We start from the raw sequence: 23,919 nt of genomic DNA on the forward strand, positions 1-23,919 counted from the left end.
AAAATGAATCAACAACGCCTATAATTAAACAGGCTGATCTTAAGTATAGCAAATGATCATTTTGATCAGCAAAAGTACAATTTAGACCCTACTGAAAGCCTCTACATCGGCAAACGATCTAATTTTTGTGTTCAAAATCCAGATGCATTTGCACTGGCATTATGGTTTAGGATCCGCTGCTGACGCCACATTGGCTGTATCAACACTTACTCCTGTTAAGGTGCGCCGACGTTTTTGGGCGGGCTGTGCAGTTTGTTCCCTTTCAGATGTAGGAAGTTGCCATAGCCCAAACTGAGTAATAGCCCCTCGACGGCGCCTGGATGAATTAACCGCCTGCAATAACTCAGCTTGTCCAAACTCAGGAAAAACCTGCTCCCAACGGGTAGACAGCTCAGGTTTGCTGCGGATAAAGGTATGTAATTGCGATAATCGTTGTGACTCTTTTTGAAATCTTTCATGAGCTGCCGAAGAGATTGACGTTCGCCTCGATGCTATCATCATCGCATCTTTTCGCGCCAACATTTGCCGAACTAATACCTCTCTTATTGGAGGATGTATCTCAGCTAGAGTTAATATTACAGGCGCGTGATTCATGACTTGCTCCCAAATATAATCGCGGTTCCTCTGTAAAAGGGTATTGTCTCGAATGGCTAGAAGTGCATTATTTAAAACATCTTCCTGGTGCAATCGCTCTGGAAAAAACCCAATCCAAGTTAAATATTCTTCGCTTCTTAAATAAACCATTTCAAAATAGCGATTAAAACTAGTATGCGTAACTCCTTGCAGTTCCATTTGCTCTTTAAAAGCGGTTTTGAAACCATCATCTTGCTTTAAACAGACTACAAGCAGTTGGAATGCCTCCAATGAATAACTCAATAATCCAGGTAAACGCTTAGCGGTTTCTTTTAATACGGATAAAGCTTCATCCCATTCATTTTTGGCTTTTAAGGTAGTAATCCATTGGTTTAGAAAATAGCCGGTACGGAATACGCATCGTCTTAAAACACTATACTCAGGATTAGTCAGTAAGCTTATCCAATTAGCAAGCGTTAGTTCACTTTGAATCCGTTTCTGGGCATCAGGAGAAAGGTTGTTCCATTTTGGGTATTTTTGTAATACCAGCTCAAGAAAATCAACCTGATCTTTTTCTTTCAATGTAAAAAGAGGCTGTTGCTTAAGAAGAGGTACTAAATGAGATGTTAAACGCGTACTATTCTTCAAACAAACGTAAACTAAACCAAATTTTTGTTGCGCAATTAACGCTCTAACCGTAGCTGAAGAAATACGATTGGCCAGTTGTGGCGTTTTTTCAATCGCTCGAGCAAGCACAGGAATCAGTTCTGGCCTGCTTTGATTTAATGCCCAGTCATTCAGAAACGGATCAATTTGATTTCCTCTTCTATGCCACTTTAAAAATAAGGTCAAGGCATCTTCTGGCTCTGATTGTAAAACTTGTAAAAATCCAGCAGCAAAATCAGGGTGATAGAATTCAGAGTTTGTAAACATCGCTTCACCAAGCCTATCGAGAGCAATGGCAATTAGTTTTTGACCAACTTGGCGCATCTCCGCGCTTCGAAAACTAAAAGCATAACAAATGAGCTCCCTTAGCTGGCGTATATTTTCCGGTGAAGAATGGGCCGCTCGAACCAAGTTAAGCAGCGCATTTTGATTACCACTTTTACAAAGCCCTATCAGTACTTCATTAACAGCTCGACCTAGTTTTTCAAAATCAGTTGGAACAGGCTGAAATGGATGGTTCTTGTAATAGTTGCGTTGACCAATGAAGGAAAGAAGACTTTGTAAAAATCGATCAGCTGATTCTATATCTAGGTTTAGATGACTATATCCTTTGGGGTTACATTGCAACAAGGTGCCAAGTTTTGGAAAACGCTTAATATCTCTTAATTCAAACTGATTAGGAAATGCATGGTGAATTAAATCAATGATTTGAGTGCTTAGATAAGAAGTATCACTATGCCCTGCCAAAGCACGCTTTTCACTCGGAGAAAAATCGTCGCTATCATGTAATGAAAAACTTGCGATATGCAATGCGCGGGGGGTTATCATTCTGGATATTTGTAAGGACTCTTCTATCAAAGAAGTAAAGATATGAGAAAACTGTGCATCAAAGTTTGGCAATAGTTTGACGGTGTAATTTTCTTCATCACTCCTATCAAAAAAATGACCCAAGGTAGGTGCCATGCGGCCAAAAAGCTGCTGAATTTCTTTGAGAAAGGGCATGCTCAGCAATTCTTCTTCCAATCGAACCCAATTCACACAATAGGCATTCGGATTATAAGGAAGAGCCTCGCCACTTTCTTGGCTAAATTTTTGTAAAATATGTTCTTTCACTCGTTCAGACATTGCGTCATAAACAATTTGGATACAACGCTCGCGGGTAAAATACCGATAGATATGACTTTGCAGCCATTGATAACTTGCCGGCATTAATCGACATCCCGCCGTATCACTCACGTCAGTGGCCTCTGGTGCTAACACGCCAATTCCTAATTCGGCTAAATGTTGCAGCATTAATCCGCCGGTATGTTTGCCTAAGCTTGGATGAACCCCAAGCAAATCATCATGATACATAGCAAATTCAAACACCGCTTGGGTCAATGCAGTGGAGATAGAGTCCCGCCACCCATCCAGTAGAGCATTCACAGCATGTTGTACAGCATCATTTACACCCGCGTGACAATATTCAATTTCATCAAAAAAAGGTTTTAGGAATCCTCGAATAATGGCTGGGCTTTGCTTACTCCAGAGATACGTTAAAGACTCTAATAAGTATTTAATGCGTTTAAAAAATAAATCTGTCTGATTGTCGAGATTTAACTTCAAGCGATTATGAAACGCTTCTAGCTTTTCGGAGTAAGCTGGATTGGGATCCGCTTTTTTCACAAGCGTTTCGAGTACGGAAAAGACCTGCTCTAATTGGGTTTGAAATGCTTCTTCTTGCAAAGAATAAGTCGCCGATTGCGGATAAATTTTTCCCCAATATTCAGCTACTGCCGAAGATAAATCATCTGGGTTTTCTGCTCCACTGACTTTCATAAAGCCTGCTGGCAAAATAGGACCTTGATCAGGCAGCGGTAAGTTTTGTTTAAACAAAGCCCCTTCTTCTTTGGAAATGATGTGAGCGTATAATCGCTGGCCTTGAAGATCGCTTGCAAGCCAGTTGCGAAGTTCCACCTGCTCATATAAATGAGGGTGAGCTTGAAATACATTCACTAACCTAGCAACATCAATCCAGTCTATAGAACCTTGTTTGCTCAGCATGAACGTTAAGACGGGGAGATTAAATTGCAATAAATAAGCCATTCTGTGTGGCTGTTCAAAAAGCCATCTTGGCTCACAAAAAGCGGTGAAAAACTGTGGTTCCTCGCATAAGGGTAAAAGGAGTTTAGCTAAAAAAACACGCCCATCAATCGTTTTTGATAAAAAATCAAATGCAGAGGGATAAAGTGATCTAGAAGTCAACAATCGTTCAGGCTTATCCCTTAACCAATGTAATAATGATTCATGACCGAACTTAGAGATTAATTTATTTAAAATAACGCAACCGTCTTGATTCCAGCATAAGGACTTAAACAACGAATGCTCTGGATCATTAAATAAAACGCGCTCATTAGACACTAAAGCATCCAATAACGCATCAATCGCGTATCGTCCACGCGCTAAGGAGCGAATTAATTTACAGGTAACAGAATTTCTACGAACTAACAAAGAATCAAATAAGCTTGGCTGCGTCGTTCCATCAACAAAGAGATTCGACTGTTTCAGTATTAAGTGAAGGAAAGCATCTTCATCTTCTTCCGTTTGAACAAATCGCTCAAGAAGTCTCTGGTTCAAAAAGAGATCAAATAAACATTGCTGAGTAGTAGGCATAAGTTCTGAGAAACGTTGCCATACCGCTCTTCGAAACGCTTTGGACCGGTAAAGCCACTGAAACAGTAAGTATTCACCAAAATAAGATTCACATAATGCATCGACTACAACAATTGATTGCAACGATGTATCTTTTAACGGGCTTAAAAAGGAAACGAGTACTTCATCAAAGTCTTCAGCCAGTTTTGTCCAGAAATGAATGTCTTCTTTAAATAGGGGGTTTTTTTTAATTAAAGCTAAGGCCTGATTTTGTATTTTTAAGATTTCATCCTGGCTATTAATCGGCGACGTTTCTACAATCACTTTTTCTTCTATCAAAACCGTCTTTGCAAATTGCATTAATGCTTCTGGATTATAAATTATTTGCGCTACCCCTTCTTCCAAAGGAGATTGTGTCAAGCATTGTCCTAATCGTTCTCGATAATCTTCCTTTAAACCCAATTGTTCTAATAACGCAGTGATCAACGCATCTTGGCTACCAAAAGAACTTAAAAGCGCCTCTTCTACCTTACTTTTAAGCCATAAGTAAAATTGATATTGGATGTTATTCGCAGTTAACCAGCCGGTAAGGTACCATAAACTGCATTTTATAACTTCGCGCTCGATTTTGGGGGTATCGTTTCTTGAAGCCACTCTAAAATTGGCGCAATGATTATAGTGAAAATCTTGAAAGAATTGCGTTAATTGGGCAAGAAGCTCTCTTTTTTCTTCTGCCGTAGCGACAGCTCTTTCTACATACTCCTCTACGTCTTTCTGATAGCTTTTTGTGAGGACTTCCTGAAACACTCTGTTTGCAAATGGCGAGAGCAATCTTGGATTATTGAAAAAGTCGTGATGTAGTTTCATTTTATCCAAACCCGTTTCATTATTTTTTAAATGGCACACATTGTATCATATATTTGTTCATTTTGAACTTGATTTGGTCATTTTTGCGTTGCTCTGCTTGGAATGTTAAGCTAGTTAAATTATTCGTATACGAAACATCTTATGCGAACTAATCAGGACTATACGTAACAGGAGTGTATTAATGACTATTGTATCCTCTAAGGAAGTCTCTACCTCTTCAAAAAGCCGTACTACTACTCAATTTGGTAGCACCGAAGATTTTTATTTATTTCGAATTTTGCAATCTCTACGGCAAAATATTCGCGCCATTGAGCAATATTCTTATAAGCTTTCTAGCCAGTATCATATCACCGCACCCCAGCTCATTTGTTTAACGGCCATTCGCGATCACGGTGCTATCCCTGTTGCGGAAGTGGCTAGAGTAGTTCATTTAAGCCCGAGCACGGTGGTTGGAATTTTTAATCGTTTAGAAAAAAAGGGGTTAATTATTCGCACTCCCCATGAGCGCGATAAACGACGTATTCAAATTAGCTTAACGGAGGCTGGGAGAGCGCTGATTGAAAAAGCGCCTCAACCTCTACAAGAACAATTAGCCCGTTCATTCGGAAGACTATCTGAATCAGAACAATTATCTATTGTTAATGCGCTAGAGAAAGTGGTGGATATGATTCAAGCACGGGATTTAGATGCCGCTCCTGTTTTAGAAACAGGGCCTTTGCACATCTCACCAGAAACGCGTAACACCTTTTGGCAAGCAGCAGAAAAGCATTCAGAGAACCAGCCTAATCCTATCAAGCGATCTCCCTTGATCATCCGTTCGGCTAACGATGCCGATCAAAAATACATCCGTCGCTTTATTAATTCATCTTTTGATTGGTATGCGCGAATCATTGATGAAAAAGATGTTTCGGATCATGCGGTAGATGACTCTTGGGTACAGAAAAACATGTATGAACGTGAGTTTTATATTGCTGAGCACGAGGGCAAGCCTGTAGGCACTCTTTCCATGCAGTTTTTTGGCGAATACGCCTATTTGGGGTATGTGTTCGTTGATGCGAATGAAGTTGGTAAAGGCTTTGGACGAAAATTGCTTGGATTTGCAGAAGAAGAAGCTAAAAACCGTGGCATGAAAGGGATGGCATTAATTGCCCACCCCCAAGCTAGATGGGCCATCAAAGCGTATCAGAAATTTGGCTTTAAATTAAAATACCGCAATAAAGAAGATATTTTGGCTTGGAATAATGGCGCATTAAAACCTTATTATGAAGAATTCTTCATGCTGTTTTTATATTCTTTTTCATCCTAAGCGTTAAGCTCACCCTTAAACCATCACTCATTTTCTAGCGGTTTAAAGGGGAGCTAAAAATGATAACTAATCGCGGCTAATGCTCCCACATTCACTGAAACCACGCGCACTTTAACCACATTCGATAAAGCGGTAGGAAGCAAGACAGGATCATAACGCACGCCTTCAGCCAGAAGATCAAGCGACCAGTGCTCATAAGGTTGAATGCTTGTGCCAATAGCCCCCACCCAGCCATTTTGAGTAAGATTATCCCGACTGATCTCATTGAGCAGTTCATTATGAAGCACACTACCTGCCTTAGACCAAGCGCGCCCCGCTCCGACAAACACTAACACATTCGGCATGACATAATAGCCTGCTCGAAGCGTTGCCGTATAGGTTTGCCACATACCTCCTTCGGAATCTAAAATTTTATCGCCGGCTACTTCAAGGCTGAAACTTTGCTCGATTTCTTGCTTTTGATATTCGCCATTCACCCCAAGATAGAGATTACGCCAACGAAACCCAAGCCCAGTTGTGGCGCCATATACTAAGCCATGCGCCCCAGCTCCATCAATTTGCATATCCAAAGGAAAACCTAGGATATTGGCCGTGACTTTTGTTTCATCTTCGGCAGAAAAAGCTCCCAGCTCAGCCCCCACATAAGGTCGAACAAATTCAATCCCTTCGGCTAAGGCACTCCCTGAAAGTAATAAAGCAACGTAAAAAGTAAATCGTTTTATCATGAATGGTTTCCCTACACATTAAAAGCAAAAGCGTACAAGAAAATTAAATAAATGGCCATGTTAGAATTATTTTTTGCTCTTAAAGTGATTAAGAGTACAAGAAAGTTTAGGAAAGTGGATGCTGCGGTCAAAGCCGCAGCAGGTAGGAGATAGCGTAAACCCTACCTGCTGTGCTTTAAGCACAGCATCCATGCTGGGAGCATCAACACCGATAAATGCTGCAGTCAAAGCCGTGGCAGGTAGGAGAAGGCGATGGATGACATGAGCAAACCGTGGCAATAGGCGCAAGCCTTAAACCCTACCTGCTGTGCTTTAAGCACAGCATCCATGCTGGGAACATCAACACCTGTAGATGCTCTGGTCAAAATCGCAGGAGGTAGGTGTTAGCAATGGTGTCTAGATATGCAGAGGAAGCTTTGTAAATAGTAGAGTCATCACCCTTTATTCTTAAAGAATTTCAACGTATAAATAAAAGAACGTTTAACCGTTTAAAAGGACTTCTTCATGCCAGGTTTTTTTCGGATGCCAGCATTTAATGCTTATACTTCATCTAAAACGCATCGCAATACCGAACGGAGCAATGCGTTTACTGAAATCATGTCGCTTTCGCTAAAAGAGCTAAACCCTGCTGCGGTATTGCCCTGTAAATTCGCGCAATCTTTAGTATCGGGTTATGCTCTTTGTCGTAAGGATACCCATTTTACAGAAAAATTTATCCACGCGTTGCAATTAATTTTAGCGGGTACGCAAGCAATGTTAGCTGTTCGCATGTTATTCACTGGCGAAGAATGCAGTGCATTAGAGTCGAGCATTTGTAAGTGGTCCTTAACGCTGTCGCTGCTTTACCAAGGAACGTTATTAACGGGCTGGTTACCCGGTGAATTGTCTAAAGATCCCTTTTACCCACATGGATTGCATGATCCTCGCGAAACGGGAGATGAAGCGAGGCCTAAGTTGGCTTAGTACATTACAAACTAATTTATCCACATAACTTGGGTGTATCAAGCTTAGGCTCTGAGCTTTCTTCTTGCTTCATGGCCTTAAATAAGCCCATGTTTCGGGGGGTCAACTCCCGCAATTTGGCATTTTTGCGTAATAAATGACTTTTAGCCGGATGCTTATAGTTTGCCTTTTCCTCTAAAGCGACGAGATCCGCATACAAGGCATCGCGCTCTTTAGCTGTACGAGAAATAATCCGAATGGTCCCATAAGGGTTTAAATCGCTTCCGGCTTGTTCACTTTTTAAGCCACTGCTTACCAGTATAATGCTCGTTATATCCGGATTTTTGTTAAAAATAAACCGACATGCTTTGGCGGTTTTATTGGTGGTTGCGGATGTTGTGTCTAATACACAAATTTGAGAGCGGCTAAACGATCGCTCTTCCAATAATTTAGGCTTTGCGTGGGTTACGTTGCAATGATTCAGATCATAAAAAGGTAAAACATACTGATTCGCCGCTAGCGTCTCAATAGAGTGCACAGGAATTGGAATGGCGTGAGTGGTTAAGGCTTCTTTTGTTTCATAATACATGCCCTCTAATTCTGGCCTTAAATTTCGGAAATCCAATCCATAGTCTTCATGCCAGTGTCGTTTCACCGCAGCAAATACCAATTGAATGGCCCGCATACCCGTTGCTGTGATGAATTTTTTTGCATAAAGCGTTTCTTTTTTCTTAGCCAGCGGAACCATTTCCTCACATTCGGAATCAGAACCATACCCTTCTTCATGTTCCATTTCTATTGGCTTAAAAAACATCTCAGCACTTGCGGCTTCCAATCGCTCATGCAATCCCTCTAGATGAATCGTTTGATCGCATTTTTCGATGTCAAATACGATATGAAGTCGTTGCAATATTTGCAAAAACGATTCATCGTGAATGGCAACTGGCTTTGAATGCCATGAATAAGTTGGTAGCTTTTCTTTAGGTGGTGTTAGAGATAAAACACGAGAATCTTGAGCATTCGTGAAGTGCTTTAGCATCTCTACCCAAGGGGTTATAACCAAACTTTCTAATGATTTTATTGAAGAATAGGGTATATCAACGCAGCGTCTAAACCCATCCATCAGTTGATTAATAATCCATTCAGCACAGAGTTCTTTGCGCAAAATCTGGGCTAAAAATGAACCGCCTTTCGAATCAAATCTTGACCAGAATGTTTTCCATAATGTGGCTTGCAAAGCAACCATTTTTTTATCCTGAAGACCTCGCGCCTCATTGTAGGACTGCAATACGGTTGTTAATTCTGGTATAGCGAAGGGTTTATCATAGACCACTCGTTCTTTGCCACAAAGAAGCTGATAGGTGATTAATAACGCTTGAATCAAAACATCGGCGTACTCTTTTGGGATAAATCCTACACTGATTCGAAGGCTTGGAGCCGTTTCACTCACCGAAGGTCTTAGATGACCGAATCCAGAGCGCCTAACCAGCTCACAGTTTAAACCACTTCGTTCACTTAAATCATTCGCTATAGCGACGTAGTGAAGAATTACAAAATGAACCCAGTCGTTTTCTTTGGCTTCTTTAGGCTTTGGAAATTGAATTAACACACAAGGATAATCATAGTCCGCATTGACTAATAAGCGCGGTTGTTTCTTAGCCACTTCATCGACGATATAGCGGGCAATTTTTCGTTGATAATCTAAAAACGCATCATAGCTTTGGGACGGATAAGTCTTTCCTTCTTCTGCTTTAGGGACTACGGCGCTTTGGTATCCAGCAAAGTAAAAGGGTGAATAATACGTTCCTGTTTTACAAGCTTTGGTAATTTTTTCATCCGGTTTTGTAGGATGAAAAGTAAATTGTGAGGGCTTTACCCCCTCAATTCGTTTAAAGATGCTGCGATGATACGTATTCCAATGTTTGCTTTCAGTCATTCTCGCAACCGTAGCAAAGCGCTGGTAAAATTCACAGCGCGGAAGGGTATAACGACTAGAAAACATGATGCGCCAAGATTGAATGCTTAGCGCATTATTTTAACACTTTCGTTTCTAAAATTGCAGTCTAACGATCATTTAATAACATGTTCTTTTTTTTTAAATGATTCTTTAATTAAGAATAAAGCGATAAAAACGCTTAAGAGATAACAAATCGGCATCACCAGTAAAGCATTTTGGTACGCATTTACTGAATAGATTGGCGCGTTATTAATCATCACCCATTCGTCGCTATGGTGCAAAATAAAGCCTACGATTGGCTGAAAGATGGCCCCGCCAATTAAAATAGCCATGTTGTTAAACCCAGAAGCACTGCCCACCAAATGCGGTGGATTGTTGTCTTTGACCACAGCAAAGCTCACAATTTGCCCGCTAGCCCCGAGACCTAGGAGCAGTAAGCATCCATACATCCAACCTTGCGATACGTTGGGGGTGTAAAGAATTAAAAGGCAAGCGATTAAACCCATACTGCCGCTTGCGACCATGACCATTCGTCTGCTTTTTAAGTAATCACTTAGCCATCCCAATAATGGGCTGCCCACGCCAATACCAACCCAAATCATACTGCACATTGCCGAGGCGGCTATCACACTAATTTGATATTTGGCTTCTAAAAAGGGAACTCCCCAAAGGGCTGCAAATACGGCAATTGGAGTCCAGGTGGTAAAAGCGTAAGCGCCGGTATACCAAGTGTGTGCATGGCGGCAAACAGCATGAAGCCTTCGCCATTCATAAAAAAGTTTGGTCTTAGGGGCTGATTGTGTTTGTTGATGAGGGTAATCGCGGATAAATAGCCAAAAAAGAAGCGTTAGCCCAAAGCCAATTACCGATAAAATAAAACTCGCTTGCCTCCAGCTGGTAAGCTTTATCAGTGCCGCCAACGGCGCTTCACCAAAAATAGCCCCCACGGAGCTCATGGACTGCGCAATTCCTGCTAAAAGCGCAAAATATCGTTCTGGAAACCAGCGCGCGATTAAAATAAGCACGCCAACAAATGAAAACGCCGAACCAAATCCAATCATAAAACGCCCCAGAGAGGCCGCAAGTACGCTTTCAGTCAAAGCAAAAAATAACGAACCCAGAGCGCAAATCAATACCGCCGTCGTCATCACCCGCCGTGGACCATAGCGATCATATAGCACACCCGCCGGCAATTGCATGGGCGCGTAAGCATAAAAATAAAACGCTGAGATAAGCCCAAACCCACGCGCACTGACATCAAATGCCTGCATGATTGGTGTAGCCATTACGCTGGGAGCCACCTGTAAGACAAAATCGTATAAATAAAAACAAGCGGCTAAAAAGAAAATGAACAATCCGTGTAACATGAACTATCCTTGAAATGATTTGCTCTAACTCATTGAAGCATATCGCAATTAGTAAAACGTGCAAACCAATACACAAGGTTTATTGCTATCACCTCTGGATGGCCCGGACATGCCGGGCCAAGTGGATTATTACGCTCACGTCAATGAGACAATATCCTCGCCTACCTGACCCAACTTGTCAGGGCCATCCGCCAAGCCCACTTGATCCGACCTATCCGAGTCATCCTCCAAACCAACTTGACCCGGCCTGTCCGAGTCATCCTCCAAACCAACTTGACCCGGCCTGTCCGAGTCATCCTCCATGCCCACTTGACCCGGCTTGTCCGGGTCATCTAATGGCTTGGGCATGATGAGCTTCATCAAGGCTACTTTCTCTACTCTCTCAAATCTAGACTATACTCAAATTGTTCACTTTTAATTCGAGGAGAACGCACATGAAACGTTTATTACTGGGCACCGCGGCCATGGTGTTTTTTGTGGGTACTGGTTTTGCTGTTGATGATGTAATCGCGGATGTAACCGCGGCAAGAGATGGCGTTGCTTTAACTGATGCTGGGACTTTACTTCTTGAAACCGACAAAGGCACGCAAATCAAAGTCCATGTTCCTAAAGAAGAGCAGGATAAGCTGAAGGATGTGAAACATGGGGATACGGTGAAATTGATTGGGTCGGGGGTATTGGGTGAAGGGATAAGGGAGAGGGAAGAAGAGATGGGTGAGTAATGCTCCAATAATATCATAAAAATAAATTGATATTGGCTGATTATATTCCTATCGCCGAAGTGCTACGACTTGTTTCTGAGAGTTCCACACCTATCTGCTCCAGCTTAGCCGCCCCCCGCGCCCACTTGACCCGGCTTGTCCGGGTCATCTCTAATAAATCAATTAGTCAGAGCTTCCCGCTTTTTGCAATCCATAGTCAGATATCGTATATCCTAATGGCCATTAGATAGCCACGACAAGCCGGGCCAGGTCTGTCTGAGAGCAAACTGGATTACAGTGCACTCATCATGGGCTACTTTCTCTACTCTTTCAAATCTAGACTATACTCAAATTGTTCACTTTTAATTCGAGGAGAACGCAACATGAAACGTTTATTACTGGGCATCGCGGCCATGGTGTTTTTTGTGGGTACTGGGTTTGCTAGTCCCGATTGGCCATTAAAGGAGGAGGTTCAGGTTATTACTATACAAACAGATAGTGGCACTCAAATCAAAGTCCATGTCCCCAAAGAAGAACAGGATAAGCTGAAGGATGTGAAGCATGGGGATACGGTGAAATTAGTGGCACCGGGATCTATTATTGGTCCTGATGGATGCGAGGATGGTCCTTGTAGACTGGAGGATAATTAATCATAGCTTTTAAACCAGAGCGCGATCAAAGTATTAGATGGCCCGGACAAGCCGGGCCAAGTAGGTAAGGGGGTGGTCTGGTCATGCCATGTCAACTAAGTAGGTGTGGAATAAATTTGATTTCCATGCGCCTCCTCAAGGATCATTTTTACCTATCACCCCACAATTTGCACAAACTTTACAAAAATCACCCCATTTCATGATGGTCAATTTTTAATCAAACCCATATACTAATACACACTATCTTGTAGAAGGGGTTATTATGAAGAGTTTACCTTTAAGAACGTTGGTGTTAGCGAGTGGGCTTTCGGTTAGCCCTTTTTTATGGGCAGGAGAAGCGCTTTCTTGTATGAAGTTAACCAAACAAACGGGCGGATGGAATGGTAGTGTGACGCTTAGCAATCAGTGCGGTCAAGCGGTTGATCTTCGTGATAGCCTTGTTGAATTTAAGTCCAATCATGCTTTATCGGGTAGCTTTTGGGGTTCATTCTCACCCTTGGCTTATCCTGAAAATCCAGCCATAACGCACGAAAAACAAGGAGATGGCAACTTGGTGCGTATGGCGTTGGCTTTTCCCGTTGGTAATGAGTGGTGGAAACCGAATACCGTACTTCCGGCAGGCGCTTCGGTTAGTCTTCAATTTTCCACAACTCCCGAAACCACTATTGAACAATTGGCGTTTTATCCCATTGCCACACCCACGGTAAATAAAGGCCAAGTGGCCATTCAATTTCCAAGCGCGCCCGATCAAAGCCTGGCGAATCCATCAACCGTGACGATTTCAGATGGAGGAACCTATAACAAAACCATAAGCAATGGCGCCTGGAATCAAGCCACTGTACTTAACGACGTCCCATATGGAAATTATCAAATCACCGTGCAACCGATTCAATTATCCAGTGGTTCTTGGTCAGGCATCGCAGAGCCTGCAAGCTTAAGTGTTAATTCTACCCATCAACAAACTGTGACGATTCGCTATCAGCAAGCCATTGCTTATGGCGAGATTCAGGTGACATTAAATCAGGCAAAGCCTGAAGAAGGCTTGGCTAGCCCAGTATTAACCATTAAAAATTTAACCAAGAATACCGAATTACCTGCTCAACCCATTGATTGGAATGGGCAAGCGCTCATTAATAATCTTAAGGTAGGTGATGCTTATCAATTGTCAGTGGCCACCTTGTATGGTTCAGAGCACAGCTATGTGGCGCAATTTAGCCCGAACAATACCGTAACAATTGATGGCACGGCTTCAAAACCCATCACTTTAAGTTTTGAAACCCAAGCGTTGCCCACTACGGTAGTGAATTTATCCGTATCTGGATTGCCAGCGAATCAAACGGCAACCATTACAGCAAAAGATAATAAAGGCAATACGTATCCGATTACCCTTGGCAATCACACCCAAGATTGGAAGTTACCCAGCAATCGCCAATATCAATTCAGTGCTGCGGTGGTTAATGTTGATAACAAACGCTACCAAGCTGAAGTGACACCCGCGTCTATCTTACTGCAAGCGGACACTCCAGCAAGTCTTAACGTGGTTTATCAAGAAAAACCCATGGTAACTGAGTTTAGTCCTTATGTGGATGTTACCTTAGGAACGGTTGCTAAATGGGATTCAAAAACTGGCTCCATGCAACCCTTAGGTTTATTGGATATTGCCAAAAACTCTGGAATAAAATCATTTCATCTAGCCTTCATCACCGCACAAAACGGTTGTCAAGGCACTTGGAATGGGTATCCAGTCAGTACCGATGAAAATGGCTTTGGTGTGCCGATATTTAAACAATTGAAAGCACAAGGCGTTGAGCTTCGTGTGGCACTTGGTGGTTTAAGTGGAACTTACCTAGCTCAGGTTTGTGAAACAACCGATGCGTTATATAACGCCTATGACACCATCATTAAAGCCTATCAACCCGATGTATTGGACTTTGACGTGGAAAACGCCATGCAAACCAACAACGCGCAACTGGATCGTTTAATGGCAGCCATTAAACGGGTTAAACAAAATTATCCCCACATCAAAATAAGCTTTACGCTACCTGTTATGCCTTTTGGACTTGTCTCAGGAGTGGGCGAAAATGTTATTAAACGTGCTCAATTAAGCGGGTTAGATGACTATCTTGTGAATATTATGGCCATGGATTATGGTCCAAGCTTCCAAGAAAAAACGATGGGCGAGTACGCCATTGATGCAGCAACCAGTACGTTTAATCAATTAAAAACTTTGTATCCAAACCAAAGTGATGAGCAACTGTGGAACCGGATTGGAGTGACGGTTATGATTGGGTTAAACGACACCATCCCGTTGAATTTCACATTAGAAGATGTGGATACCTTAAAGCAATTTGCAGATGAAAAACAAATGGGATTGCTGTCTCTCTGGTCGGTTACAAGGGATTATCCTTGTTCAAGCAATTACGTCAGTATTACTTGTTCAAGCTTAAATCCAAAGACTAATCAGCCAAACCAAACCGTTGATTATGAATACAGTAAACGGTTTGCAGAATAAAGGAATTGGCCTTCTCTCGCAAGAGAGAAGGCATTTACGCTGGATTTAAAACGGTATTTTCTCGCATGGATTTGCAATACGTTTCTTTGATCATCAACATACTTAAGAAAACTGCACAAAGTGCGAGCGCTATTAAAATCAGAAACGCTTCGCGGTAAGTAGCAAGCGAATGACCCGCTCCAGGCGATGACAATCGGGATAATAGATAGCCAACCAATGGGGCATTTATTGCCGAACAAAACATAATCATGGCGTTATTAAACGCAAGCCCAACCGCAAGATAGCGTTCTTTACAATATTCCGCAATAATTGCAAAGCCGATGCTTTGCCCGCTTGCTCCAATTCCAACTAATAAAAAGCAAATTGTTGTAGCTGCGCGATTTAAATCAAAATAAATAATCCCTGTAAGACCCAATAAAATCGCAAGAGCACTGCCAATCATCACCGGCTTTCGTTTTTCAATCCAATCAGAAAGATAACCGAGCATAGGGCATCCCAGTGCATAACCTAGCCATGCAAAGGTGATCATGTAAGATGAAAATGTGGAGGTAAATCCTTTTTCCATTAAAAAGGCCGTGCCTTCGTTTTCCGATAAATACTCAATGGCAAAGTAAATGGTTGCCGAAAAAAAAGCGATGAACCAGATTTCAGGCTGCTTGATTATTCGTAAGAGATTTTCTTTAATCGCTGCATCGCGATTTAGAATTAAAAATTTGCCGGTAGTTTCTCGTTTGTTCTCAACAAAACCTAAAATGAGTGCGCCTAACACCACAGCAGCTAAAGCTAAGGCTAGAAAAAACCCTCGCCAACCCACAAGATGTTCTTCGGCCATGGCATTTAAAGGGCCTGCGGCTAACATAGGGCCCAAGGTTCCTATAAATTGCGACAAACCAATAAAAAGAGCGATGTTTTTCCGTGGCATCCAATCGTATACAGCAACCAATAAACAGACAAAACCAAATGCCGAACCAAGCCCCATCAGAACTCTAAATAAAAAAGCCACGTCAAATTGATGGGTCAACGCAAAACCGACGTTGGCCAAGCCACAAATTAAAACCGCAGAAAACAGCGTTTTTTTAAGGCCAAAACGATCGGTAATAATGCCAACCGGCAATTGCATCACCCCATAAATCACTTGATAGGCAGTTGAGCTTAGAAAGGCGAATTTCATAGGGGATAAATGCAAATCATCCATAATAGGGTATTGAAAGGTTCCTAAAACGGTTCGCAATAAAAATTCATACATAAAAAACGCGGCACAAATAAGCCAAACGGTTAAGCCGCGCCAAGTGACTTTATTTGGACTCATAGGCTTTCGTCTTGTTGTGCTTCACTCCAGGCTTCTAATGCAGTTTCTGCCCGTAGGTTATCGATAAAGGTCGCGATTTTAAAAATAGTTTGGCCTTCATGAATTAACGGATGGCGATTCACCCCCACCACGATGCCATCTTGTTGCGCTTTAACAGGCTCGACTGTATCTGCGCTAAAGGGGTCGTTAATCAACCCAATGATTTGATTTTTTTGAATGCGCTGGCCTAACTCAACTTGCGATTTAAGCACCCCACTACGATGAGAATAGATCCAATCCTGGTCTTGAGAAAAAACAGGTTGAAACCCATTGCTTGCTGGATTGTCTTTCACTGAAATCATCTCAAGCGTTTGTAAAACGTTTTTTATGCCATTTAACCCCAGAGAAATGGCCGATTCATCAAAACGAAGCGCCTCTCCGCCTTGATAAACCAATAAAGGGATATTCAAATGTTCGGTGGTCTGGCGCAATGTGTTGTTTTCGGTAATCACATTGGTTATGACTGGAGCGGCAAAGCTTTGGGCTAAGGATTTACTTTGAGGATCGGATAAATTGCAATAGACTTGCGGTAAAATATCATGATTCAAAGACCCTGTTCTAAGCTCTATACAGTAATTCGCTTTGGACATGATTTCTTTAGTAAACACATGAGCCATCCGTTCTCCATACGTTCCATCTTCCTGCCCAGGAAAGCAGCGCTCTAAATTGGTATCAAATTTAAGACTTTTAGCATAACTTGCCAAACCAAGCACATTTAAAACAGGGACCACAATAAGCGTTCCGGCTAAATGCTTAATTTCTTCTGATAACAGCAATTGATTAATAATCTCAAGGCCATTTAATTCCTCGCCTTTGACCGAAGAAAAAATAAGCACACAAGGGCCCGCTTGTTTTCCATGGACCACTTTGATTGGCATGTAAAAAGAAATACAGGAAAAAAATTCTGGAAGGGGTAAAGCCAAGTTGGCTATTTCACCAGGATGAATGGTCGCGTCACAAATTTGTAGGTTTGAATTTTTCATAACAAAGAAACGTTTTTTTCAAACTCCATTGGAAATAAAAAAAACAGTTTAACAAATTCTCTCGCAGGTATCAAAAAAGCGGAGAAGCACGCTGTCTTTCATGTCTAATCCACACCTATGGATGGCCCGAACAAGTCGGGCCAAGTGGGGAAGAAAATAGTCGGAGCCGGTGAGGAAGAGAATAGTCGGGCCCCGTGGTGAAAGAGAATAGACGGAGCCGTGGGGAGAGAGCAATCAAACCCGGAAGAGAAAAAGAACAAAGTCAGGCCACGTTGAAAAGATAGAACAAATTGGCTCGCGTGGAAGTATGGGGATTCGTGACCTAGGACAAATCTATGGATGGCCCGAACAAGTCGGGCCACGTGGGGAAGAGAATAGTCGGGCCCGGCGGGGAAGAGAATCGTTGGGCCCCGGTGGGGAAGTTGAACCATGTTGCGGTTGAAAAGATGAAGCTAGCCCTCTCCCCCTCTTTAACTCACCTCCCCCTACCTGGCCCGACTTGTTCGGGCCATCTATTCACTCTAAGTCAACTACAAATACTTGCATACAAGTCCAGCCAGTTCATATTGAATGCTTCAATTAAATTAATTTTCCATTGCCTAGGCCATTTTTTAAAACGCGCCTCTCGTCGAGCTGCTTCGATATAGGTTTCATGGATTTCATAATAAACGAGTAGGTTAAGATTATATTTGGCTGTGAAGCTATTAGGGATAAATTTATTTTTATGCTCCCATATACGTTTCACCAAATCGGATGTTGAACCTACGTATAATGTACCATTTCGTTTGTTCGTCAAAATATAAACATAAAACGAAGTCATCTTGCTTCCTTGTCATTCAGTGTTGGACTCAAACTAAGATTATCATTTACAAACAAAGAAATGGAACAATAATGGCTAAGAAATGAGGGGTTAGTGAGTGAAACTAACTCCCTACCTTTTAACTCACCATCCTTACCTGACTAACTTGTTCACCCCCTACCTGACTAACTTGTTCACCCCCTACCTGGCCCGACATGCTCACCCTCCTACCTGACCCGACTTGTTCACCCCTACCTGACCCGACATGCTCACCCCCTACCTGGCCCGACATGCTCACCCCCTACCTGGCCCGACATGCTCACCCCCTACCTGGCCCGACTTGTTCGGGCCATCTTGTCATTCAATACTGCCTCGACGTTTTAAATAAAAAATCTATTCGCCAAAATATTTATTATATATTTTTAAATATTCGCCATTATATTCCAAAGTCACTAAGCCCTTATTAATTTGACTAATCAACGCCTCATTGCCTTTTGGGGCTGCAAAGCCATACCCTGTTCCAAACGGCAGTTTTTCACCAACGAATTTAAGTTGATTGCCACTGGCAACAATCCAGTACTGTGCAGCATAGTAATCGATAAGCACCAAATCGACTTGCTTGTTCATTAACCCATCAAGCATATCTGGAAATTGTTGATACTCCTTGACGGTAATAGTCTTTCCATAGCGATCGTGCAAATAATCACTAATAACCGAGCCTGTGATGGTTGCCACTATTTTGCCTTTTAACTCGGTAAGATCCTGAAGAGGATTGCTCTTTAGCGTCATGAATTGCAAATAACTGGCTAAGTAGGGGAGGCTAAAGAGCATAAACTGTTCGCGCTCTTTTGTGATGATGATGGCTGAAGCAGCAAGGTTGATTTCATTTGTCAATAATTTTGGAATAATATCTTTAAACACAGTCGGTTGAATCATACATTCTTGGTCTATCTCTTTACATATAGCCATGATTAAATCGATATCAAAACCGGATAATTGACCTTCTTTATCGCCCTGGATTTCAAAAGGCGGGTAAAAAGGGATAGCGCCAATTTTTAAGGGTTCTGCATGAGCGAATGTCATGCCGAGTAAGAATATGATGGTAAGCAGTTGACGCATACATTTCCTATGATAATCAATCCCTTCATCATTTTTAGTATACCCCTGAAATACATTGAAGCAAGTTGCTTTTGAATTATTTGGTCGCAGTTGTGATATGATTAAACCCATTTCATTGTGAGGGTTTAACCATGCGCCACTTTAACAAGATGGATGAGGCCATTTCTCAATTTGATACGATTTTGCGCACACTCTTTATCCCATCTCATCGCGCACCCGCCCGAGAGAATCCTGGGGATCCATACCCGTCGACCGATTTAACATCGGATCAAAAGCGACATATTGCAGGCTTAATGAGAGTGAATCATGCCGGAGAGGTTTGTGCGCAAGCGCTTTATCAAGGACAAGCCTTAACTGCCAAGTTGAATCACGTTCGTGAGCAAATGGCAAAAGCTGCAGAAGAAGAAGTCGATCATTTGGCTTGGTGTGAACAACGCTTAAGTGAGCTGGATAGTCAGCCCAGTGTTTTAAATCCTGTATGGTATGGTGGCTCGTTACTGATTGGTATGGTGGCAGGGCTTGCGGGAGACCAATGGAGTTTAGGATTTGTCGCAGAAACAGAACGTCAAGTAAGTGCGCATATCGAACGACATTTGCGACAAATCCCCGTAGAAGATGAGCGAACCATGGCCATTTTAGCTCAAATGCACGAAGATGAAACTCAGCACGCACACGCAGCAAAACGCGCAGGAGCCGCTGAACTACCCTGGTTTGTTAAGCAATTTATGTCTTACGTATCTAAGCTCATGACCCGCAGTAGTTATTATGTATAACTCACCCATTTAACGCTAACTTTATTTTGCAGGGCATTCATTTGTACGCTCCAATTCACTATTGGTGCGGCTATAAGCAAAATAAATAAAAATCCCCACCACCATCCAAACCACAAAACGCAACATCGTAAACCAAGGTAGGTTGTAAATTAAATAAGCACAGCAAAGAATACCTAAAATGGGCGTATAAGGCATGAGCGGTGTTTTGAAGGGGCGATGTATTTCAGGCCGAGTGTAACGAAGCATTAATACCCCCGAACACACAATGATAAACGCAAACAGCGTTCCAATATTAACGAGCTCAGCCAGATCACCAATCGGAACAAATCCCGCAATAACGGCCATACTAACACCACATAATAGAATAATACGCATCGGGGTTAATGTTTTGGCATGAATATGAGAAAAAAAGCGTGGTAATAATCCATCGCGCGACATAGCAAAAAATACTCGGCTTAAACCATAAAAAAGCACCAGCATGACGGTTGTTAACCCAGCGACAGCCCCTACACCGACTAATCCCGCAGCCGTCTTATGCCCGAGAATAAGAAGCGAATGACTGATTGGAGAAGACACATTTAAAAAAGAATAATGGACAATACCTGTTAATAATCCTGAAACAACGATATATAAGACCGTACAAATTACCAGCGATCCAATAATCCCTATCGGTAAATCTTTTTGCGGATGAAGGGCTTCTTCGGCAGCTGTCGATACCGCATCAAAACCTACATAAGCAAAAAAGATTAACGACGCCCCTTCCATTACTCCAGTCCAACCAAAAGGAGCAAAAGGAACCCAATTTTTAACATCCACTTCAGCGCTAGCAATGACAATAAATAAGCCAATTACGAGAAGTTTTACTAGTACCATTAAGTTATTAAATCTTGAACTAGACTTAACCCCGACGCTCAATAACCCCGTTAAAATTAGAATAATCCCAATTGACAAGACATTGATCACTCCACCCTCCAGAGGGCTATGGAGTAAATATCTAGGAATATGAATATGAAGTGCCCTTAATAGATCATTAAAATATCCACTCCAACCAACAGAAACCGCCGATACCGCAATGGAATATTCCAAAAGCAAATCCCAGCCCACGATCCAGGCAATAAACTCCCCAAAGCCTGCATAAGCATAACCATAAGCACTACCGCACCCACCAACAGAAGCCGCCAATTCGGCATAGGATAAGGCTGAAAAAGCACAAGCCAATCCAGCCATTACATAAGAAAACACAATGGCGGGTCCTGTTTGGGTGGCGGCTACAATCCCCGTTAAAACAAAAATACCTGCGCCTATAATCGCGCCTACCCCTAAAAACGTTAGGTCGAATGCAGAAAGGCATTTGCGCAAATGGCCCGTGTTATCTACTTGATTAGAAATATCTTTTTTACGAAACAAGTCCATGTTAGTATTCCTGTCGTATTTTTTTAAAGTCTTTTATGCGTTTTTACCATGCCAAATGTTGATTGGCAAATAGCATCTTTCTCACCTGGATCGTGAATGAGATTTTTCTTTTTGCTGCTTTTTTGTTTAGGAATATCTAGTCCATCTGCGTTTGCCAACGAATCTTGTCGAAATTGGGCAGGCTGGTCAAAGCCTACTTGTCAACACATCGCTTCCATTTTTCATGAGGGCGATATGGAAGTGTATTTATCAGGATATGCTTGGCATAATCGCTACGTTTACCCCTCACATAAAATTAATTCTTATAATGAAAATTCTTGGGGGGGTGGACTTGGGAAAGGGCGATATGATGAAAAAGGAAACTGGCAGGGCGTATACGCGTTCGCCTTTCTTGACTCGCATAAAAATGTGGAACCTATCGCAGGGTATGCTTATTTAAAAGTTGCTCATTTAAATCAAGATGTAAATCTAGGTGCAGGATTAACCGTATTTATTACAGCTCGCTCTGATATGTTCAATAACATGCCCTTTCCTGGCCTACTTCCTTGGATTTCACTCACTATGAAACGCGTCACGCTTTCAGCAACTTATATTCCTGGAGCAAAAGGCGCTGGTAATGTGCTTTTTATTGTAGGAAAATGGCGTTTGTAACCGAACTGTCCAATATCGGATTTCTATGACGAAAAGGAGTGAGTCACCATGAAGTTTAAGTCTCTTTTAACTACCTTAATTGCCAGCTCTGCCATCTCACTATCAGCGCATGCCATTCCATTGCATAACCCTCTTGTCTGTCCTAAAGCACAAGACATCAAAGCGGAAGGTCTGTTCATGGGCTATCATGTTTTTATGGGACTTTATTTTACCGTAAAGCAAAGTCACTACAACACAGAGCATAATTGGTTATTCGGAATTGGCCCTATTGATGCCGACAATGAAGAAGAAGCCTTAAATAAAGGTCGCGCTTTATTACCAAAACTCTCTGGCAATCCCGTTCCAGGAAAGATCACAAAAAATGAGTGGGGATGCGCGTATACAATCAATCAAGATTATTTAGCGGTCGCTGTTTTAGCCGATGATGCCCCATCGCCTTTAAAATTAAAGCAATTTTTTAAAGCCCAGGGTTAAAACGAAAATACCTATTTACTGCGGCTTTGACCGCAGCATCCATTTAACTTGCTGGCTTCTAGCGTGGTTGCTGTGCTTAAAGCACAGCAGGTAGGGTATAAGCTGGTGCCTGCGCTCACACAACACCTACTTGCTGCGGCTTTGACCGCAGCATCCATTTAACTTGCTGGCTTCTAGCGTGGTTGCTGTGCTTAAAGCACAGCAGGTAGGGTATAAACTGGTGCCTGCGCTCACACAACGTCTACTTGCTGCGGCTTTGACCGCAGCATCCATTTAACTTGCTGGCTTCTAGCGTGGTTGCTGTGCTTAAAGCACAGCAGGTAGGGTATAAGCTGGTGCCTGCGCTCACACAACACCTACTTGCTGCGGCTTTGACTGCAGCATCCATTTAACTTGCTGGCTTCTGGCATGGATGCTGTGTTTGAAGTACAACACGTCGGTAAAAGAGATGGTTTACAAAAATTAAATATTTTTATCTTGTAGTTCTTTTATAGTCTTGGTTATCCTTTTATTAATGTGCTATGTTCATAATATGTGCCAGAACCCCTTTTGTTGTTCTGACAGGACCAACCAATAACAACAAAACAGGACGTTGACTATGACCGCATTTACAGAACAAGCCAAACGGTACACCGCCTATCACCATACCCGTTTAATCTGGTATACGCATCTTATTGGAATACCTTTAATCTTTTTTTCTCTGCTCATTTTATTTGGTTTTTTACATTTAGTCGTACCGAATCTTTTTGATATTAAATTCTCAGATATCTTAGTGGTAGCCCTTCTAATTTATTATTTTTTCTTAAATTGGAAATTAGCGTTAGTATTAACGCCGATTTTTATTATCTTGCTTTGGCTATCGGACTTAATCAATTACGCAGGACCCACAGCATTTGCCGTGTGGGCGTTTATCATTATTTTTCTTTTAGGGTGTGCGTTTCAATTAGCAGGCCATCTCATTGAGGGAAGTCGCCCCGCGTTTTCGAACCATCCGAAAGATTCTTTGGCAGCCCCGATGTTCATTACCGCTGAATTGTTTTTTAAAGCAGGAAAAATGAATTCGCTCAAAAAAGAGATTTATGGCGAGACGTTTCCTGAAACACACAAAGAAGAAGTTGAAATAGAGGTTAAACCGTCTTCAAAAAATAAAATCGAATAGGTGCATATTCTCACTCAACGCCTATTAGCTAAGCCTTTGACCGCAGCATCCATTTAACTTGCTGGCTTCTGGCATAGATGCTGTGCTTAAAGCACAGCAAGTAGGGTATAAGTTAGTGCATCCTCTCACTCAACGCCTACTTGCTGCGGCTTTGACCGCAGCATCCATTTAACTTGCTGGTTTCTAGCATGGATGCTGTGCTTTAAGCCATAGATATCTACACAAAAAGAATAATTAGTATTTAATATGGGATTTTAGTAAAAGTGGATAATAATAAATGGATTTAGAGTTACGCCATAAAAA

The 23,919-nt window shown here is 42.1% G+C and carries 19 protein-coding genes; 9 read left to right on the plus strand and 10 right to left on the minus strand.

Annotation, left to right across the window (positions count from 1 at the left end):
* Positions 1-159: 159 nt before the first annotated feature.
* Complete coding sequence (locus tag E1O41_RS11125) at positions 160-4,776, minus strand: hypothetical protein (protein ID WP_165481185.1); 4,617 nt, start codon at positions 4,774-4,776, stop codon at positions 160-162.
* A 142-nt stretch (positions 4,777-4,918) separates the two neighbouring features.
* Here E1O41_RS11125 and E1O41_RS11130 point away from each other — a divergent pair, with 142 nt between their 5' ends.
* Positions 4,919-6,043 (plus strand): bifunctional helix-turn-helix transcriptional regulator/GNAT family N-acetyltransferase, encoded by a 1,125-nt coding sequence (locus E1O41_RS11130; protein ID WP_131777408.1) that lies wholly within the window; start codon positions 4,919-4,921, stop codon positions 6,041-6,043.
* A 53-nt stretch (positions 6,044-6,096) separates the two neighbouring features.
* On the opposite strand, the gene E1O41_RS11135 is transcribed toward E1O41_RS11130, so the two are convergent.
* A complete protein-coding gene (locus E1O41_RS11135; RefSeq protein ID WP_131777409.1) occupies positions 6,097-6,768 on the minus strand; it encodes an outer membrane protein in 672 nt (223 codons plus the stop codon).
* Positions 6,769-7,272: 504 nt separating this feature from the next.
* Between E1O41_RS11135 and E1O41_RS11140 the strand changes: the two genes are divergently transcribed.
* Entirely contained in the window at positions 7,273-7,731 is a 459-nt protein-coding gene (locus E1O41_RS11140) for a hypothetical protein (protein WP_188668263.1), read from the plus strand.
* Between the two features lie 16 nt (positions 7,732-7,747).
* Here the strand turns inward: E1O41_RS11140 and E1O41_RS11145 are convergent, their stop codons facing one another.
* Both E1O41_RS11145 and E1O41_RS11150 read right to left on the minus strand, forming a co-directional pair.
* The gene (locus E1O41_RS11145; RefSeq protein ID WP_131777410.1) at positions 7,748-9,712 is read right to left on the minus strand and encodes a hypothetical protein; all 1,965 of its coding nucleotides are present in this window, start codon (positions 9,710-9,712) and stop codon (positions 7,748-7,750) included.
* A gap of 68 nt (positions 9,713-9,780) precedes the next feature.
* The gene (locus E1O41_RS11150; protein ID WP_131777411.1) at positions 9,781-11,034 is read right to left on the minus strand and encodes an MFS transporter; all 1,254 of its coding nucleotides are present in this window, start codon (positions 11,032-11,034) and stop codon (positions 9,781-9,783) included.
* Positions 11,035-11,468: 434 nt separating this feature from the next.
* Here E1O41_RS11150 and E1O41_RS11155 point away from each other — a divergent pair, with 434 nt between their 5' ends.
* From E1O41_RS11155 to E1O41_RS11165, 3 genes are all read left to right on the plus strand, one after another.
* Positions 11,469-11,756 carry a hypothetical protein gene (locus E1O41_RS11155; RefSeq protein ID WP_131777412.1) on the plus strand — a complete coding sequence of 96 codons (288 nt, stop codon included), beginning with the start codon at positions 11,469-11,471 and terminating at the stop codon, positions 11,754-11,756.
* Between the two features lie 362 nt (positions 11,757-12,118).
* Entirely contained in the window at positions 12,119-12,385 is a 267-nt protein-coding gene (locus tag E1O41_RS11160; protein WP_131777413.1) for a hypothetical protein, read from the plus strand.
* A gap of 262 nt (positions 12,386-12,647) precedes the next feature.
* A complete protein-coding gene (locus tag E1O41_RS11165) occupies positions 12,648-14,897 on the plus strand; it encodes a chitinase (RefSeq protein WP_229669389.1) in 2,250 nt (749 codons plus the stop codon).
* Positions 14,898-14,931: 34 nt separating this feature from the next.
* On the opposite strand, the gene E1O41_RS11170 is transcribed toward E1O41_RS11165, so the two are convergent.
* The 4 genes from E1O41_RS11170 to E1O41_RS11185 all read right to left on the minus strand — a co-directional run bounded on the left by E1O41_RS11170 (position 14,932) and on the right by E1O41_RS11185 (position 19,146).
* Positions 14,932-16,206 carry an MFS transporter gene (locus E1O41_RS11170; RefSeq protein WP_229669390.1) on the minus strand — a complete coding sequence of 425 codons (1,275 nt, stop codon included), beginning with the start codon at positions 16,204-16,206 and terminating at the stop codon, positions 14,932-14,934.
* Entirely contained in the window at positions 16,203-17,228 is a 1,026-nt protein-coding gene (locus tag E1O41_RS11175) for a succinylglutamate desuccinylase/aspartoacylase family protein (protein WP_131777414.1), read from the minus strand. The genes E1O41_RS11170 and E1O41_RS11175 overlap by 4 nt, the downstream gene beginning before the upstream one ends.
* Before the next feature lie 526 nt (positions 17,229-17,754).
* Positions 17,755-18,048 (minus strand): GIY-YIG nuclease family protein, encoded by a 294-nt coding sequence (locus E1O41_RS11180; protein ID WP_131777415.1) that lies wholly within the window; start codon positions 18,046-18,048, stop codon positions 17,755-17,757.
* A 372-nt stretch (positions 18,049-18,420) separates the two neighbouring features.
* The gene (locus E1O41_RS11185; RefSeq protein ID WP_165481186.1) at positions 18,421-19,146 is read right to left on the minus strand and encodes a transporter substrate-binding domain-containing protein; all 726 of its coding nucleotides are present in this window, start codon (positions 19,144-19,146) and stop codon (positions 18,421-18,423) included.
* A gap of 131 nt (positions 19,147-19,277) precedes the next feature.
* Between E1O41_RS11185 and coq7 the strand changes: the two genes are divergently transcribed.
* Positions 19,278-19,919, plus strand: a complete 642-nt coding sequence (coq7, locus tag E1O41_RS11190) for a 2-polyprenyl-3-methyl-6-methoxy-1,4-benzoquinone monooxygenase (RefSeq protein ID WP_131777417.1) — start codon at positions 19,278-19,280, stop codon at positions 19,917-19,919.
* Between the two features lie 21 nt (positions 19,920-19,940).
* On the opposite strand, the gene E1O41_RS11195 is transcribed toward coq7, so the two are convergent.
* Positions 19,941-21,332 carry an amino acid permease gene (locus tag E1O41_RS11195; protein ID WP_131777418.1) on the minus strand — a complete coding sequence of 464 codons (1,392 nt, stop codon included), beginning with the start codon at positions 21,330-21,332 and terminating at the stop codon, positions 19,941-19,943.
* Between the two features lie 96 nt (positions 21,333-21,428).
* On the opposite strand from E1O41_RS11195, the gene pagP reads away from it, so the two are divergent.
* Positions 21,429-21,983: a lipid IV(A) palmitoyltransferase PagP gene (gene pagP / locus E1O41_RS11200; protein ID WP_131777419.1), complete on the plus strand. Its 555-nt coding sequence runs from the start codon at positions 21,429-21,431 to the stop codon at positions 21,981-21,983.
* 48 nt (positions 21,984-22,031) lie between these two features.
* Complete coding sequence (locus E1O41_RS11205; RefSeq protein ID WP_131777420.1) at positions 22,032-22,457, plus strand: DUF4949 domain-containing protein; 426 nt, start codon at positions 22,032-22,034, stop codon at positions 22,455-22,457.
* Positions 22,458-22,583: 126 nt separating this feature from the next.
* Here the strand turns inward: E1O41_RS11205 and E1O41_RS11810 are convergent, their stop codons facing one another.
* The gene (locus E1O41_RS11810) at positions 22,584-22,730 is read right to left on the minus strand and encodes a hypothetical protein (protein ID WP_165481187.1); all 147 of its coding nucleotides are present in this window, start codon (positions 22,728-22,730) and stop codon (positions 22,584-22,586) included.
* A 325-nt stretch (positions 22,731-23,055) separates the two neighbouring features.
* On the opposite strand from E1O41_RS11810, the gene E1O41_RS11210 reads away from it, so the two are divergent.
* Positions 23,056-23,616 carry an Mpo1 family 2-hydroxy fatty acid dioxygenase gene (locus tag E1O41_RS11210; RefSeq protein ID WP_131777421.1) on the plus strand — a complete coding sequence of 187 codons (561 nt, stop codon included), beginning with the start codon at positions 23,056-23,058 and terminating at the stop codon, positions 23,614-23,616.
* Positions 23,617-23,919: the final 303 nt, after the last annotated feature.

This window comes from Legionella impletisoli, from assembly GCF_900639875.1.
Classification (GTDB): Bacteria; Pseudomonadota; Gammaproteobacteria; order Legionellales; family Legionellaceae; genus Legionella_A; species Legionella_A impletisoli.

What these genes read in the sequence shown, in the direction of transcription:
- pagP (WP_131777419.1), top strand. Translation starts at nt 21,429, where the DNA reads ATGAGATTTTTCTTTTTGCTGCTTTTTTGTTTAGGAATATCTAGTCCA.
- E1O41_RS11165 (WP_229669389.1), top strand. Translation starts at nt 12,648, where the DNA reads ATGAAGAGTTTACCTTTAAGAACGTTGGTGTTAGCGAGTGGGCTTTCG.
- E1O41_RS11205 (WP_131777420.1), top strand. Translation starts at nt 22,032, where the DNA reads ATGAAGTTTAAGTCTCTTTTAACTACCTTAATTGCCAGCTCTGCCATC.
- E1O41_RS11130 (WP_131777408.1), top strand. Translation starts at nt 4,919, where the DNA reads ATGACTATTGTATCCTCTAAGGAAGTCTCTACCTCTTCAAAAAGCCGT.
- E1O41_RS11145 (WP_131777410.1), bottom strand. Translation starts at nt 9,712, where the DNA reads ATGTTTTCTAGTCGTTATACCCTTCCGCGCTGTGAATTTTACCAGCGC.
- E1O41_RS11810 (WP_165481187.1), bottom strand. Translation starts at nt 22,730, where the DNA reads ATGGATGCTGCGGTCAAAGCCGCAGCAAGTAGACGTTGTGTGAGCGCA.
- E1O41_RS11150 (WP_131777411.1), bottom strand. Translation starts at nt 11,034, where the DNA reads ATGTTACACGGATTGTTCATTTTCTTTTTAGCCGCTTGTTTTTATTTA.
- E1O41_RS11175 (WP_131777414.1), bottom strand. Translation starts at nt 17,228, where the DNA reads ATGAAAAATTCAAACCTACAAATTTGTGACGCGACCATTCATCCTGGT.
- E1O41_RS11195 (WP_131777418.1), bottom strand. Translation starts at nt 21,332, where the DNA reads ATGGACTTGTTTCGTAAAAAAGATATTTCTAATCAAGTAGATAACACG.
- E1O41_RS11155 (WP_131777412.1), top strand. Translation starts at nt 11,469, where the DNA reads ATGAAACGTTTATTACTGGGCACCGCGGCCATGGTGTTTTTTGTGGGT.
- E1O41_RS11140 (WP_188668263.1), top strand. Translation starts at nt 7,273, where the DNA reads ATGCCAGGTTTTTTTCGGATGCCAGCATTTAATGCTTATACTTCATCT.
- E1O41_RS11170 (WP_229669390.1), bottom strand. Translation starts at nt 16,206, where the DNA reads ATGAGTCCAAATAAAGTCACTTGGCGCGGCTTAACCGTTTGGCTTATT.
- E1O41_RS11210 (WP_131777421.1), top strand. Translation starts at nt 23,056, where the DNA reads ATGACCGCATTTACAGAACAAGCCAAACGGTACACCGCCTATCACCAT.
- E1O41_RS11185 (WP_165481186.1), bottom strand. Translation starts at nt 19,146, where the DNA reads ATGCGTCAACTGCTTACCATCATATTCTTACTCGGCATGACATTCGCT.
- E1O41_RS11180 (WP_131777415.1), bottom strand. Translation starts at nt 18,048, where the DNA reads ATGACTTCGTTTTATGTTTATATTTTGACGAACAAACGAAATGGTACA.
- E1O41_RS11135 (WP_131777409.1), bottom strand. Translation starts at nt 6,768, where the DNA reads ATGATAAAACGATTTACTTTTTACGTTGCTTTATTACTTTCAGGGAGT.
- E1O41_RS11160 (WP_131777413.1), top strand. Translation starts at nt 12,119, where the DNA reads ATGAAACGTTTATTACTGGGCATCGCGGCCATGGTGTTTTTTGTGGGT.
- coq7 (WP_131777417.1), top strand. Translation starts at nt 19,278, where the DNA reads ATGCGCCACTTTAACAAGATGGATGAGGCCATTTCTCAATTTGATACG.